The following is a 12,446-nucleotide window of genomic DNA, read 5'->3' on the forward strand; positions in this document are numbered from 1 at the left end:
CGGCGGAGCCGCATATCGATTCAGCCCCGCGCCCCTTGGGGCGTTTCCACTCACGCCAGCAGTGATGCCAGCCTGCGCCATGCCTCCCTCGGAAGGGCGTCCCTCGTGCCGCCGTTGACCACCTGGAGTGCCACGTGGTCCGCGCCCGCCTCGTGGAAGGCGGTCACGCGGTCCCTGATCCGGTCCTCGTCGCCCCATGCGTACAGCGCGTCGATCAGGCGGTCGCTGCCGCCGGAGGCCAGGTCGTCCTCGGTGAAGCCCAGGCGCAGGAAGCTGTTGGTGTAGTTGGGCAGGGTGAGGTACATGGCGAGGCTGTCGCGGGCGAGTGCGCGGGCGCGGGCCGGGTCCGTCTCCAGGACGACCTTGAACTCCGGTGCCAGCAAGGGTTCTTCGCCGAGGATCTCGCGGGCCTGGGCGGTGTGCTCGGGAGTGACCAGGTACGGGACCGCGCCCGCCGCCCGGTCCCGGCTCAGCTCCAGGGTCTTCGGGCCGAGGGCGGCGAGGACCCGGCGGCTTGCGGGGACCCCGGCCGCGTCCAGGGCGTCCAGGTAGGTGACCAGGGCCGAGTACGGGCGCCGGTACTGGTCCGCGAACTTGGCGTGGCTCACCCCGAGGCCGAGCACGAAGCGGCCGGGGTGGGCCGTCTCCACCTCGGCGAAGGCAGCGGCGCTCGCGTCGGCCTCGTACTGCCAGATGCTCTGGATGCTGGTGCCGACGGCGAGCCGGGAGGTGGCCGCCAGTAGTGGTACGGCGTGCTGGGCCGCGCTGCTGCCGCCCAGCCAGGCCGCGCCGTAGCCGAGTTCCTCCAGTTCGGCGGCCGCCTCGGCGATCTCGGCGCGGCGGGCCGGGTCCTCCGCGCGGAGCCCGACGCTCCAGATGCCGTACCGGCCGACCGTTTCCTTCAGGGTGCCGCTCATCGGTTCCGTTCCCTCCGGCTGTCAGACGTATGGACAGTGCCAACCGGAGGGAGCCTCGGGTTAATCCCGCCGGTGATTACTGGGGCGGCCGGCCCAGGAACTGCTCCAGCGCCTCCACCACGAAGCGGTGGTCCTGAAGTTGGGGCAGACCGGAGACGGTGACCGCACCGATGATGCCCACGTTCTCCACGTTGACCGGGAACGACCCGCCGTGTGCCGCGTACCTGTCGGGGTCGAGGCGGGAGGCCTCCTCGAACGTCGTGCCCTTGGCCCGGAAGCGGGCGCCGACCAGGTAGGAGGAGGCGCCGTAGCGCTCCACCACCCGGCGCTTGCGGGCGATCCAGGCGTCGTTGTCGGGGGTGGAGCCGGGCAGCGCCGCGTGGAAGAGCTGCTGGCCGGAGCGGTGGATGTCGATGGCCACGGGGGCCTGGCGCTCGCGGGCCAGTTCGACGAGGAGGGAGCCGAGGGCCCAGGCGTCGTCGTGGGTGAACCGCGGGAAGACCAGGTGCCGTTCCTGGGTCTCCAGCTCCTCCACGGACGGGGTGAGCTCGGGGGTGTACTTCGGGGTGATCTTCGGGTGGTGCATCAGAGGGTCACCGCCACACCGTCACGGGCGGAGCGCCGGGCCGCCTCCAGCACGTCGAGGGCGGCGGCCGCCTCCAGCGCGGTCACCGGGTTGGGGCCGGCGCCGGTGAGGGCCGCCGCCACGGCCGAGTAGTAGGCGGGGTAGTCGCCGGGCAGGGTCGGTACGGGATCGCCGCCGCCGGTCAGCGGGGACTGGCCGGAGCCGAGACGGCCCCACAGCGACTCGGGCTCCGCGCCCCACTGCGGGCCGGGCCGCAGCCCCTCCCGCAGCGCCGCCTCCTGCGGGTCCAGGCCGTACTTCACATAGCCCGCGCGCGAGCCGAGGACCCGGAAGCGGGGGCCGAGTTGGGCGGTCGTCGCGGAGACGTAGAGGTGGGAGCGGACACCGCTCGCGTGGGTGACGGCGATGAAGGTGTCGTCGTCGGTCTCCGCGCCCGGGCGGCGGATGTCGGTCTCGGCGTACACCTGCGTGGCGGGGCCGAAGAGGACCAGGGCCTGGTCGACGACATGGCTGCCGAGGTCGTAGAGCAGACCTCCGATCTCTGCGGGGTCGCCGGACTCGCGCCAGCCGCCCTTGGGCTGCGGCCGCCACCGCTCGAAGCGGGACTCGAACCGCCATACGTCACCCAGCTCGCCGTGGCTGATCAGCCTGCGGACGGTCAGGAAGTCGTTGTCCCAGCGGCGGTTCTGGAAGGCCGACAGCAGCAGTCCGCGCTCCTCGGCGAGCGCGGCGAGACCGCGGGCCTCGGCCGCCGTGCCCGCGACCGGCTTGTCCACCACGACCGGGAGGCCCGCCTTCAGGGCGGCGGTGGCGAGCGGGACGTGCGTCTTGTTCGGGGACGCGATGACGATCAGGTCCAGCTCGTCGGCACGGTCGAACAGCTCGTCCGGGGCGGTGGCGAGCCGGATGTCCGGGAACTCGGCGCGGGCCTGCTCCTGCCGCTCGGGGTTCGAGGTGACCACCGTGTCGAGGGCGAGGCCCTCGGTGGCGGCGATCAGTGGGGCGTGGAAGACGGAACCCGCGAGGCCGTAGCCGACCAGGCCGACGCGGAGGGGTGTACCAGCAGTCATGCGTCCCACTTTCGCAACGCTGTTGCCAAAGTGCAAGTGGTGGGGAGAATGGGTGGCGTGAACAGGACGAAGAGCGGCAGCGGCCCCACGGGAGCGAATCTGCTCGCCGTACGCAGTCACAACACCGCGCTGGTGCTGGACCTGCTGCGTACGGCCGGTGCGGAGGGCATCAGCCGGCTCGAACTCGCCGAGCGGACCGGGCTCACCCCGCAGGCCGTCAGCAAGATCACCGCACGGCTGCGGGAGCAGGGATTCGCGGCGGAGGCGGGGCGGCGGGCGTCCACCGGAGGCAAGCCGCGGACCGTACTGCGGCTGGTGCCGGAGGCGGGGCACGCGGTGGGGGTGCATCTGGACCGCGACGAACTGCGGGCGGTGCTCTGCGATCTCACCGGGGCGGTCGTCGGCGAGGTCCGGGCCGGCCTGGACTTCGGAGCCGGGGCCGAGTCGGTGGTCGAGGCCGCCGCACGGGAGGTGGAGGGGCTGGTGTCCGGGGCGCGGGCGTCCCTCCTGGGGATGGGCGTCGCCTCTCCCGGCCCTCTCGACCACACCAACGGGGTTCTGCACCGCGTCACCGGGTTCCCGGAGTGGGACGGCTTCGCGTTGCGGGACGCGCTGGCCGGGCGCCTCGGGATTCCCGTCGTGGTCGACAAGGACACCAACGCGGCGGCGCTCGGGCTGGCCGTCGCGGGCGAGGGCGGGTCGTTCGCGTATCTGCATCTCGGTACGGGGCTCGGTGCCGGTCTGGTGATCGGCGGGAACGTGCACCGGGGGGCGCGGACCGGGGCGGGGGAGTTCGGCCACCAGGTCATCCAGCTCGACGGGCCGGTGTGCGGGTGCGGGGGGCGCGGGTGCATCGAGGCGCTGTGCCTGGCGGCGGTGCGGCGGGGGGACTTGACGGAGGCGGCCCGGGTGCTGGGGGTCGGGGCGGCGAATCTCGTCGGGCTGCTCGACATCGATCAGGTGCTCCTCGGCGGTCGTACGGTCGCCGCGGCGCCGGAGGTCTTTGTGCGGGGCGTCGCCGGGGTGCTGGCGCAGCGGGCTCGGCGGGAGGGCGCGCTCGGCGGGGCGGTCCCCGTGCGGGTCGCCTCCGGCGGGGTGGCGGAGGGGGCGGCGCAGCTGATGCTGGCACCGGTGTTCGGGCGGGCGGACGGCTGACGTCTGCCTGGGGTGGGGGTGCGGGGTGCGTGCGGGGCATACGGGGCTGTGCCGTTGGGGTGTAGGTGTCTGGGCTCCTAGGACGGTGTACGTGTCTGTGCCGTTGGGGCGTAGGCGTCTGGGCTCCTAGGACGGCGTACGTGTCTGTGCCGGCGGGGCGTACGCGTCTGGGTTCCTAGGACGGCGAACGCGTCTGCGCCCCCAGGGGGTACGCCTCTGCGCCGATCGGGCGGATTCGCGCCGCCGTTCGAGGTGCCCGAGCGGAATGGCGCCGTCCGTCGGCCACCCCGCCCGGGATGGTTATGTGTTCATGCGACTGTGCACGCCCCTGTCCCTCTGCCTCGCCGCAGCCGCCGTTCTCGCCCCCCTGTCGTCGGCGGTCGCGCGGGCGGACTCCGCTGCGTCCTGCGCGGGCGCCGACGACCAGCGCTTTCCGCTCACCAGCCGGATCCATGGCGGTCCCACCTCCTACGAGGCCGGCGGCGGGTACGGCACCTGGTACATCGGCCTGACCAACACCACCCGCCAGACCTGCGCCGCCGTACACCCCGTCCTCGTGCTCGTCGACGACAAACGTGCCCTCAAGGCCTCGCAGCCCAAGCTGGAGTTCTACGACGGGGCGACGGCCCACGACGTCCGCTTCGAGACCACCGACGCGCACGAGCTCATCGGCGTGTTCGACGCGGACGGCTTCCCCGGGTTCACCGTGGGTCCCGGCAAGACCGTCAGCGTCAAGGTCCGGCTCTCCCTCACCTCCGACGCCGTGACGAACGCGGTCACCGCCAACGCGGCCCTCGTACAGCGCCACAACCAGGACGGCGACTGGATCGGGCAGTCCAACGACTACCGGTTCGGGATCGGCGTCGAACCCGGGCCCATCCCCACCGCGACTCCCCGGTCCGCCGCACCCAGCGGCTCGGGCACCCCGCTCCCCACGGCCGAGGAATCCATGCCGACGAAGGAGCCGGAACAGACCCCGGTGGCCGAGGAGAGCGCAGGCGACGGCGGAGACGGTGGAGACGGCGGGGATGAAGGAGGCGGCGGAGACGAAGGCGGGGGAGGAGGTAGAGGGGACCGGGACGACATTTGGGCCGGTGAAGGTGCCGGTCACGGTGCCGGTCGAGGCGCCGGCGAAGGAGCCGGTTCGCGGGCCTGGGAGCTTGCGCGGACCGGGCTCGGGGCCGGGCACGGTGCTCTCGCCGGTGCCACCGTCCTGCTGTTCGCCGGAGGGGGCGCGTATCTGATGGCGCGCAGGCGGCGCTGAGCCGCGAGGGCGCGGGGGTCCGCGATCACCACCGGTCGCCCCGTCTGCGACGATCCCTCCCGTGGACTACCCGAACGACCAGGCCCCCGGCGCCCCCGTCCGCGCCGGCATCCCCGAGCACGGGCGCATCCCCAAGTACTACGCCGTGAAGGCGCGGATCGCCGCCCTCCTGGAGGAACTGGGGGAGGGCAGCCTCATCCCCACCGAGCGCGACCTCTCCGAGCGGTACGACGTCGCCCGCGAGACCGTGCGCCAGGCCGTGCGCGAACTGGTGCTGGAGGGGCGGCTCAGACGGCAGGGGCGGGGGACCGTGGTCGCCGGGCCCAAGCTGGAGCAGCCGCTGTCCCTCGCCAGTTACACGGAAGGCGTACGGCGGCAGGGGCGCAGGCCCGGTCGTCACCTCGTCGGCCTCGACCGCTTCCCCTGCCCGGAGGCGCTCGCCGCCGAGATCGGCCTCACCCGCGGCGAACCCGTCTGGCACCTGGAGCGTGTGCTGCTCGCCGACGACGGGCGGGTCGGCCTGGAGAGCACCTACGTCGCCGTCTCCCGCGTCCCGCGCCTCGACACCGACTTCGAGCCCGACTCGTCCTTCTACCTCTACCTCCAGGAGCAGGGCATCGGCTTCGGCGACGCCGACGAGCGCGTCGAGACCGTGCTCGCCACCCCGCGCGAGGCCCTCCTGATCGGCACCCCGCCCGCCCTGCCGATGCTGCTGATCCACCGGGTCTCCAGGGACACCGAGGGACGCCCGCTGGAGCGGGTGCGGGGCCTGTACCGAGGGGACCGGTTCTCCTTCACGGCTCACCTCACTGGCTGAGAGCGACCCGCACGGCACTCCCTCCGAGTATCACGAAATGATAACGGGTCTAGCCCAAACGTGATGGCTCGTTCACGCTCTCGTTGTCAGCCGGACCGTTCCGGTTCCCCGATCGCGAGGAGCGTTGCCGCCGTGAGAGTGACAGTCGTCGGAGCAGGCGTGGTGGGCACCATGCACGCCTGGCAAGCAGTGGAACGCGGCCATCAGGTCGTGCAGATCGAGCGGGAAGCGGAGGCGCGCGGCGCCTCGCTGCGCAACTTCGGGCAGATCTGGGTCAGTGGACGCGCGGGCGGGGAAGAGCTCGAAACCGCGCTCCGGGCCCGGGAGTTGTGGGAGCGGATCGGCGGGTGCGTGCCCGGCCTCGGGTTCCGGGCCATCGGATCCCTCACCCCCGTGCGCGGCCCCCTCGAACTCGCCGTCGCCGAGGCCGCCGTGGCACGTGCGGACGCCGCCGCCCGTGGTTACAAGCTGCTGACCCCCGGCGAGGCGCGCGCCCTCAACCCCGCGCTGCGCGGCGACTTCACCGCCGCCCTGTACTGCGAGCGCGACGCCGCCGTCGAGCCGCGCACCGCTCAGCGCGCCCTGCGCGCCGAGCTGTCGAAGTCCCCGAACTACACCTTCCTGCCGGGACGCGAGGTGCGCGAGGTGGTCGGCGCGGGTGCCGTCCGCGACGACCACGGCGATGTGCACCACGCCGACGTGGTCGTGCTGTGCACCGGCGCCTGGCTGGGCGGACTCGTCCGCGAGCTGACGGGACCCGACCTGCCGGTCCGCCGCGTGCGGCTCCAGATGATGCAGACCGACCCGCTGGGCGAACCGCTCACCACCTCGGTCGCCGACGCGGACAGCTTCCGCTACTACCCCGCCTACGCCTCCCCGGCCCTGGACGAGCTCAACGCCCGGCAGCCGCAGCCGCGCACCGCCGCCGAGCACGGGATGCAACTGCTCATGGTGCAGCGCGCCGACGGCGGTCTGACCATCGGCGACACCCATGAGTACGAGCACCCCTTCGCCTTCGACACCCTTGAGGACCCCTACGACCACCTCACCGAGGTCATCGAATCCCTCCTCGGCCGGCCGCTCCCGAAGATCCGGCGCCGCTGGGCCGGCGTGTACGCGCAGTGCACCGACACCGGCAGGGTGGTGCACCGGCAGCAGGTGAGCGACGGGGTGTGGCTGGTCACCGGGCCCGGCGGGCGCGGCATGACCTGCTCGCCCGCGATAGCCGAGACCACCGCGAACGAACTGGGCTGGTGAGGAAGTTGACCACGCAGAACACCGACAACAACGACATCCGGCTCGTCGTCCTGGACATGGCCGGCACCACCGTCGCCGACGGCGGGCTTGTCGAGGAGGCCTTCGCGGCGGCCGCGCGGCACCTCGGCGCGGATCCCGACTCGATGGTGGACTACGTCCGCGCCACCATGGGCGAGTCCAAGATCTCCGTCTTCCGGCATCTGTTCGGGGAAGAGACGCGGGCACAGGAGGCCAACAAGGCCTTCGAGGCGGCGTATGCGGAACTCGTCGACGCGGGCCGGGTCGCGGCCCTGCCCGGTGCGCGAGAGACCATCGAGGAGCTCAGGTCGCAGGGTCGTACGGTCGTGCTGACCACCGGCTTCGCGCGCACCACGCAGGACGCGATCCTGGCCGCGCTCGGCTGGCAGGACCTGGTGCCGCTCACGCTGTGCCCCGCCGACGCCGGGGGCCGGGGCCGTCCGTATCCCGACATGGTCCTCGCCGCGTTCCTCCGTACGGCGGCCGCCGACGATGTGCGGCAGATCGCCGTCGTGGGCGACACCTCGTACGACATGCTCAGCGGTGTACGCGCGGGCGCGGGCGTGGTCGCCGGTGTCCTGACCGGGGCGCACGGCGCGGACGCGCTGCGCACGGCCGGAGCGACCCATGTGCTGGACTCCGTGGGCGGGTTGCCCGGAGTGCTCACATGAGCAGCGGCATCCGCTTCGACTCCGTCACGGTCGCCTACGACGGCAACGTCGTCCTCGACTCCCTCGACCTCACCGTCGAGCCCGGCGAGGTGATGGCCCTGCTCGGGCCGTCCGGCTCCGGCAAGACCACCGCTCTGCGGGCGGTCGCCGGGTTCGTACGGCCCGCCTCGGGGCGGGTCCTCCTCGGGGACCGGGACGTGACGGACCTGCCGCCCCACCGGCGCGGCATCGGCATGGTCGTCCAGCAGTACGCGCTGTTCCCGCACATGCGGGTCGAGGACAACGTGGCCTTCGGGCTCAAGGCCGCAAGGTCGCCACGGCCGGGATCCGGACGCGGGTCACCGAGGCGCTGGAGATGACCGGCCTCGCCTATCTGAAGAAGCTCCAGGCCAACAACGTCGGCCCGTCCGCCTCCACCGGCAAGCTCGCCCGACAAGGGCGAACTGCTGGTCGCCAACGGCGACGTGCAGATGAACTACGCCCAGTCCAAGGACATGCCCGACCTCGGCATCTGGTTCCCGGCGAAGCAGGGCGGCAGGCCCACCACGTTCGCGCTGCCCTACGCGGCCGGCCTGGTCACCAAGGCCCCGCACAGCGAGAACGGCAGGAAGCTCCTCGACTACATGCTCAGCCGGAAGGCCCAGCAGCAGGTCAGCGAGATCGGCGGCGGCTTCAGCGCCCGCTCGGACGTCAAGGCCGCCGACGCCAACGCCGTCGCGCTCGCCCGGCTGATGGACGGCGTGGACATCTTCACCCCGGACTGGAACGACATCGACGAGAACCTCACGTCGTACGTCGAGGACTGGAAGTCGGCCACCGGCAGCTGACCGGCTCTGCCGCGGCTGTCTCGCCGGTACCGCGTGATCGACGGGGTCCGTATCTGGCAGGGCTGATTAGGCTGGGGGCGTCGGTACGCCGTGGTTCCGGCGCCCCCAGCTCATGACCGTACGTACGCCAGGAGACGCAAGACATGGCAGACCGCAAGCCCATTGAGTCGTGGCTCACCGACATGGACGGGGTGCTCATCCACGAGGGTGTCCCCATTCCCGGCGCCGACTCCTTCCTGAAGAAGCTGCGTGAGTCCGGCAGGCCGTTCCTCGTGCTCACCAACAACTCCATCTACACCCCGCGCGACCTGCACGCCCGGCTGCGCCGCATGGGGCTGGACGTGCCGGAGGGGAACATCTGGACGTCCGCGCTGGCCACCGCCCAGTTCCTCGCCGACCAGCGGCCCGGCGGCAGCGCGTACGTCATTGGTGAGGCGGGTCTGACCACCGCCCTGCACGACGTCGGCTACATCCTGACCGACCACGAGCCGGACTTCGTGATCCTCGGCGAGACCCGGACGTACTCCTTCGAGGCCATGACGAAGGCCGTGCGGCTCATCAACGACGGCGCCCGGTTCATCGCCACCAACCCCGACAACGTCGGCCCCTCCGTCGAGGGCGCCCTGCCCGCCACCGGCTCGGTCGCGGCCCTGATCACCGCGGCGACCGGCAAGAAGCCGTACTTCGTCGGCAAGCCCAACCCGCTGATGATGCGGGCCGGGCTGAACGCGATCGGCGCCCACTCGGAGACCTCCGCCATGATCGGCGACCGTATGGACACCGATGTCCTCGCGGGCCTGGAGGCCGGGATGCGGACCTTCCTGGTGCTGACCGGTGTCACCCAGCCGGCGGAGGTCGACCGCTTCCCGTTCCGGCCGTCCGAGATCGTGGACTCGATCGCGGAGCTGGTCGACCGGGTCTGAGACGTGGGTTCGAAACCTGGACCAACCCGTTCGGAGTAGTAGAAGGCCCCTGGAAGATGCGTCGGTGGGCCCGTGGGGGGAGTCTCCAGATATCTGGAGGTTTCACGATGGGCTCACTACGCCTCACTCTCTGTACAGGACTCCTGGCCGCCGCCGCTCTCGTTCCGACGGCCCACGCGGCGGAGGGCGGAGTCTCCGTGACCCCGTCGACCCCGGCCCCCGGCGCCGCAGTGGCGCTGCGGGTGAGCGGCTGCGGCGGGACGTCCGGCACCGCCGCCTCGCCGGCGTTCGTGTCCGACGCACGGCTGGTCGGCGTCGGCGGCGCGCTGGCCGGCGAGACACAGGTCCGCTCGGCGGCCCGGCCCGGCTCGTACGACGTGAAGGTCACCTGCGCCGGTTCGGTGGTCAACGGCAGGCTCACCGTCGCCGGGTCGTCGTCGCAGGACGCGTCGCAGCCGGACCCGCTCTCCTCCCTCGCCGCCTCACCCGTCGCCCCTGTCGACGCGGGCGGCGGCGGCACCGCGCACTTCGCCTCCGTGGACGCCCACGCGGACGGTCCTGGCACCGCCCACGCGGTCGTCGGCCTCGTCCTCGCCGGACTCGCCGCGGTCGCCGTCGGGCTGCGCAGTGCCCGCCGGAGCCGCGAGGCGGGCTGAGGGCGCAGGTCACCATGTCCGACGGTGCGGGATCCACCGGGACCGGGCGGCTCGTGACCTGTGCGGCCTGGGCCGTGCTGCTGTTCGGCCTGTGGCTGTGGGGCCGCGAGCTGACCGGCATACCGCAGGGGACCTCCGGTGCCGCGACCGGCGACATCGCCGCGGTGGGCCGGCCGGCCGGGGCGGAACTCCCGCCCGCGGCCGAGCCGTTGGGGGATGCGCTGCCGCAGCGCATCGACATCCCCGAACTGGGTGTGCAGGCGCCGGTCGTCGGCCGAGGCCTGGACCGGCAGGGGGCGATCGAACCGCCGCCCTTCGACCAGCCGGGAGTGGTGGGCTGGTACGCGGCCGGGGTGAAACCCGGGGCGGCCGGCACCGCGCTGATGGTGGGGCACGTGGACACCACGACCCGGCGCGCCGTCTTCTACAAGATCAGCACGATGCAGCCCGGCGAGACGGTCCGGGTGGTCCGCGCCGACGGCAAGGTCGCCGACTTCACCGTGGACGACGTACAGGTCCTGCCCCGCGACGACTTCGACGCCCGCCAGGCCTACGGACCACGGCAGGCGGGCCGCGCCGAGCTGCGACTGATCACCTGCGGCGGCAGCTTCGACCGGGCGACCAACCACTACACGGCCAACGTGGTGGTGTCGGCGTACCTCACCGGCACGGGACCGTAGGCGCCCCGACCCGGGCACCTGGCCCGGCCGGCGGCTCGCTCCCCCCGAAGCCGCCGACCGGGCAGGTCCTCGACCGCGCTCGCGCGGGCTGCGGGAGTAACCCGGCGACCGGCGCGGGAGGTCCGGAAACCCCGGTGGGTGCACATCCGGCCGGTGGCCGGGACCGGATGGAACGACTCTAGAACGGATGACACCCCTGGGCCTAGAGGAAGTTGACGGGAAGTCCCAACCTGGTGGCTCTCCGTCATCCCCGCAGGTGACACTGCGCCAGGCCGCTGGACAGCGCCGCCCGGACCGACACCGGCGGGACCGGTCTGCCGGAACCGTAGTTGTCGAAGCAAGGCCCGCCGCCGTGCTGCGCCGCAGGCAGGTCGAGCGCGATGTCCTCCCGGCTGCCGGCGTCCGCCGAGCCCCGTACGCCGAACCGGCCCAGGCGCGCCCACCCAGGCACCCCGGGCTGTAACAGGTCTCCGACAAGGCCCATGCGATCTCGTGACCGGAGCGGCGGGTATGTCACGATTGACCCTTGGAACGGTGCACCCAAGGGGGAGTTGGATGTACGGCAGCAGGGCGGCCGCAGTGGTGCTCGGGGCGGGACTGCTGATCGCGGGATGCTCCTCCGGGGACGGAGGGGACGACGGCGGTCAGGGTGCGAAGATCACCCAACAGCCCAAGGGCGTGGACCCGTTCTGGGTGAACCCGGACGGCAACGCGGCCCGGCAGGTCGCCGCCTACGAGAAGGACGGCAAGAAGGACGACGCCGAGCAGATCAGAAAGATCGCCGAGCAGCCGACGGGGGAGTGGATCGGCCCGGAGAACCCCGAGCAGGAGGCCCAGGGCTTCACCGAGGCCGCCGAGAAGTCCGACCGTACGGCGCTGCTCGTCCTCTACAACATCCCGCACCGCGACTGCGGCCAGTACTCGCAGGGCGGCGCGGCCGACGGCAACGCCTACCGCGCCTGGATCGACGGCGTGGCCAAGGGCATCGGCGACCGCTCCGCGATGGTCGTCCTGGAGCCGGACGCCATATTGCACCTGGTGAACGGCTGCACCCCGGACGAGTTCCACGAGGAGCGCTACGACCTCCTCAAGGGTGCGATCGCCAAGCTGAAGTCCCTGAAGAACACCAAGGTGTACCTGGACGCCGGGAACGCGGGCTGGGGCCACCCCGACCAGATCTTCCAGCCCCTCCAGTGGGCGGGCATCGACCAGGCCGACGGCTTCGCCCTCAACGTCTCCAACTTCTACTCCACCCAGGACTCCATCGCCTACGGCAAGCAGCTCTCGGCGAAGGTCGGCAACAAGCACTTCGTCATCGACACCAGCCGCAACGGCAACGGCCCCTACACGGCTGGTGACCCGGACGAGCGCTGGTGCAACCCGCCGGGCCGGGCGCTGGGGGAGGCGCCGACGACGAAGACGGCGGACTCGCTGGTGGATGCGTATCTGTGGGTCAAGCGGCCGGGGGAGTCCGACGGCCAGTGCAAGGGAGGCCCCAAGGCGGGAGCCTGGTGGCCGACGTACGCACTCAAGCTTGCGAACGCCGGCAAGTAGCCGGCGAACAGCCGGTAATTACCGGCACGTAGCCCAAGGGGCGCCCTCCCC

The 12,446-nt window shown here is 72.2% G+C and carries 14 protein-coding genes and 1 pseudogene; 11 read left to right on the top strand and 4 right to left on the bottom strand.

The genetic code is table 11. The features are described 5' to 3' along the window. Nucleotides 1–50: 50 nt before the first annotated feature. The 3 genes from ACFY1J_RS00875 to ACFY1J_RS00885 all read right to left on the bottom strand — a co-directional run bounded on the left by ACFY1J_RS00875 (nt 51) and on the right by ACFY1J_RS00885 (nt 2,573). Nucleotides 51–917, bottom strand: a complete 867-nt coding sequence (locus tag ACFY1J_RS00875; protein ID WP_390706798.1) for an LLM class F420-dependent oxidoreductase — start codon at nt 915–917, stop codon at nt 51–53. A 76-nt stretch (nt 918–993) separates the two neighbouring features. Further along, nucleotides 994–1,503, bottom strand: a complete 510-nt coding sequence (locus ACFY1J_RS00880; RefSeq protein ID WP_390706797.1) for a heme-degrading domain-containing protein — start codon at nt 1,501–1,503, stop codon at nt 994–996. Then, complete coding sequence (locus ACFY1J_RS00885) at nt 1,503–2,573, bottom strand: Gfo/Idh/MocA family oxidoreductase (protein ID WP_390706796.1); 1,071 nt, start codon at nt 2,571–2,573, stop codon at nt 1,503–1,505. Before ACFY1J_RS00885 ends, ACFY1J_RS00880 begins: the two co-directional genes overlap by 1 nt. Before the next feature lie 48 nt (nt 2,574–2,621). On the opposite strand from ACFY1J_RS00885, the gene ACFY1J_RS00890 reads away from it, so the two are divergent. The 10 genes and pseudogenes from ACFY1J_RS00890 to ACFY1J_RS00935 all read left to right on the top strand — a co-directional run bounded on the left by ACFY1J_RS00890 (nt 2,622) and on the right by ACFY1J_RS00935 (nt 10,841). After that, entirely contained in the window at nt 2,622–3,728 is a 1,107-nt protein-coding gene (locus ACFY1J_RS00890; protein WP_390730346.1) for an ROK family protein, read from the top strand. A gap of 265 nt (nt 3,729–3,993) precedes the next feature. Next, nucleotides 3,994–4,992: a hypothetical protein gene (locus ACFY1J_RS00895; protein ID WP_390706794.1), complete on the top strand. Its 999-nt coding sequence runs from the start codon at nt 3,994–3,996 to the stop codon at nt 4,990–4,992. 61 nt (nt 4,993–5,053) lie between these two features. Continuing rightward, nucleotides 5,054–5,809 (top strand): GntR family transcriptional regulator, encoded by a 756-nt coding sequence (locus ACFY1J_RS00900; protein WP_390706793.1) that lies wholly within the window; start codon nt 5,054–5,056, stop codon nt 5,807–5,809. A gap of 132 nt (nt 5,810–5,941) precedes the next feature. After that, nucleotides 5,942–7,066, top strand: coding sequence for a TIGR03364 family FAD-dependent oxidoreductase (locus ACFY1J_RS00905; RefSeq protein ID WP_390730347.1), 1,125 nt, complete (start codon nt 5,942–5,944; stop codon nt 7,064–7,066). A gap of 5 nt (nt 7,067–7,071) precedes the next feature. Next, nucleotides 7,072–7,755 carry a phosphonatase-like hydrolase gene (locus ACFY1J_RS00910; protein ID WP_390706791.1) on the top strand — a complete coding sequence of 228 codons (684 nt, stop codon included), beginning with the start codon at nt 7,072–7,074 and terminating at the stop codon, nt 7,753–7,755. Then, nucleotides 7,752–8,125: pseudogene (locus ACFY1J_RS00915) on the top strand (ABC transporter ATP-binding protein); the annotation flags it as partial. The gene ACFY1J_RS00910 and the pseudogene ACFY1J_RS00915, both read left to right, overlap by 4 nt. Nucleotides 8,126–8,225: 100 nt before the next feature. Then, nucleotides 8,226–8,582: a hypothetical protein gene (locus ACFY1J_RS00920; protein ID WP_390730568.1), complete on the top strand. Its 357-nt coding sequence runs from the start codon at nt 8,226–8,228 to the stop codon at nt 8,580–8,582. A 143-nt stretch (nt 8,583–8,725) separates the two neighbouring features. Beyond that, on the top strand, nt 8,726–9,505 hold the full coding sequence (locus tag ACFY1J_RS00925) for an HAD-IIA family hydrolase (protein ID WP_363295359.1): 780 nt from the start codon (nt 8,726–8,728) through the stop codon (nt 9,503–9,505). A gap of 107 nt (nt 9,506–9,612) precedes the next feature. Next, complete coding sequence (locus tag ACFY1J_RS00930) at nt 9,613–10,161, top strand: hypothetical protein (RefSeq protein WP_390706790.1); 549 nt, start codon at nt 9,613–9,615, stop codon at nt 10,159–10,161. 14 nt (nt 10,162–10,175) lie between these two features. After that, on the top strand, nt 10,176–10,841 hold the full coding sequence (locus ACFY1J_RS00935) for a class F sortase (RefSeq protein WP_390730348.1): 666 nt from the start codon (nt 10,176–10,178) through the stop codon (nt 10,839–10,841). A gap of 244 nt (nt 10,842–11,085) precedes the next feature. Here the strand turns inward: ACFY1J_RS00935 and ACFY1J_RS00940 are convergent, their stop codons facing one another. Beyond that, nucleotides 11,086–11,325: a hypothetical protein gene (locus ACFY1J_RS00940; RefSeq protein WP_390706788.1), complete on the bottom strand. Its 240-nt coding sequence runs from the start codon at nt 11,323–11,325 to the stop codon at nt 11,086–11,088. Between the two features lie 71 nt (nt 11,326–11,396). Here ACFY1J_RS00940 and ACFY1J_RS00945 point away from each other — a divergent pair, with 71 nt between their 5' ends. Further along, a complete protein-coding gene (locus tag ACFY1J_RS00945) occupies nt 11,397–12,395 on the top strand; it encodes a glycoside hydrolase family 6 protein (RefSeq protein WP_390706787.1) in 999 nt (332 codons plus the stop codon). Nucleotides 12,396–12,446: the final 51 nt, after the last annotated feature.

This window comes from Streptomyces sp. NPDC001406 (assembly GCF_042895285.1).
In the GTDB taxonomy this organism is placed as follows: Bacteria; Actinomycetota; Actinomycetes; order Streptomycetales; family Streptomycetaceae; genus Streptomyces.

What these genes read in the sequence shown, in the direction of transcription:
- ACFY1J_RS00930 (WP_390706790.1), top strand. Translation starts at nt 9,613, where the DNA reads ATGGGCTCACTACGCCTCACTCTCTGTACAGGACTCCTGGCCGCCGCC.
- ACFY1J_RS00895 (WP_390706794.1), top strand. Translation starts at nt 3,994, where the DNA reads ATGGCGCCGTCCGTCGGCCACCCCGCCCGGGATGGTTATGTGTTCATG.
- ACFY1J_RS00885 (WP_390706796.1), bottom strand. Translation starts at nt 2,573, where the DNA reads ATGACTGCTGGTACACCCCTCCGCGTCGGCCTGGTCGGCTACGGCCTC.
- ACFY1J_RS00875 (WP_390706798.1), bottom strand. Translation starts at nt 917, where the DNA reads ATGAGCGGCACCCTGAAGGAAACGGTCGGCCGGTACGGCATCTGGAGC.
- ACFY1J_RS00925 (WP_363295359.1), top strand. Translation starts at nt 8,726, where the DNA reads ATGGCAGACCGCAAGCCCATTGAGTCGTGGCTCACCGACATGGACGGG.
- ACFY1J_RS00890 (WP_390730346.1), top strand. Translation starts at nt 2,622, where the DNA reads ATGGGTGGCGTGAACAGGACGAAGAGCGGCAGCGGCCCCACGGGAGCG.
- ACFY1J_RS00920 (WP_390730568.1), top strand. Translation starts at nt 8,226, where the DNA reads ATGAACTACGCCCAGTCCAAGGACATGCCCGACCTCGGCATCTGGTTC.
- ACFY1J_RS00935 (WP_390730348.1), top strand. Translation starts at nt 10,176, where the DNA reads ATGTCCGACGGTGCGGGATCCACCGGGACCGGGCGGCTCGTGACCTGT.
- ACFY1J_RS00880 (WP_390706797.1), bottom strand. Translation starts at nt 1,503, where the DNA reads ATGCACCACCCGAAGATCACCCCGAAGTACACCCCCGAGCTCACCCCG.
- ACFY1J_RS00940 (WP_390706788.1), bottom strand. Translation starts at nt 11,325, where the DNA reads ATGGGCCTTGTCGGAGACCTGTTACAGCCCGGGGTGCCTGGGTGGGCG.
- ACFY1J_RS00945 (WP_390706787.1), top strand. Translation starts at nt 11,397, where the DNA reads ATGTACGGCAGCAGGGCGGCCGCAGTGGTGCTCGGGGCGGGACTGCTG.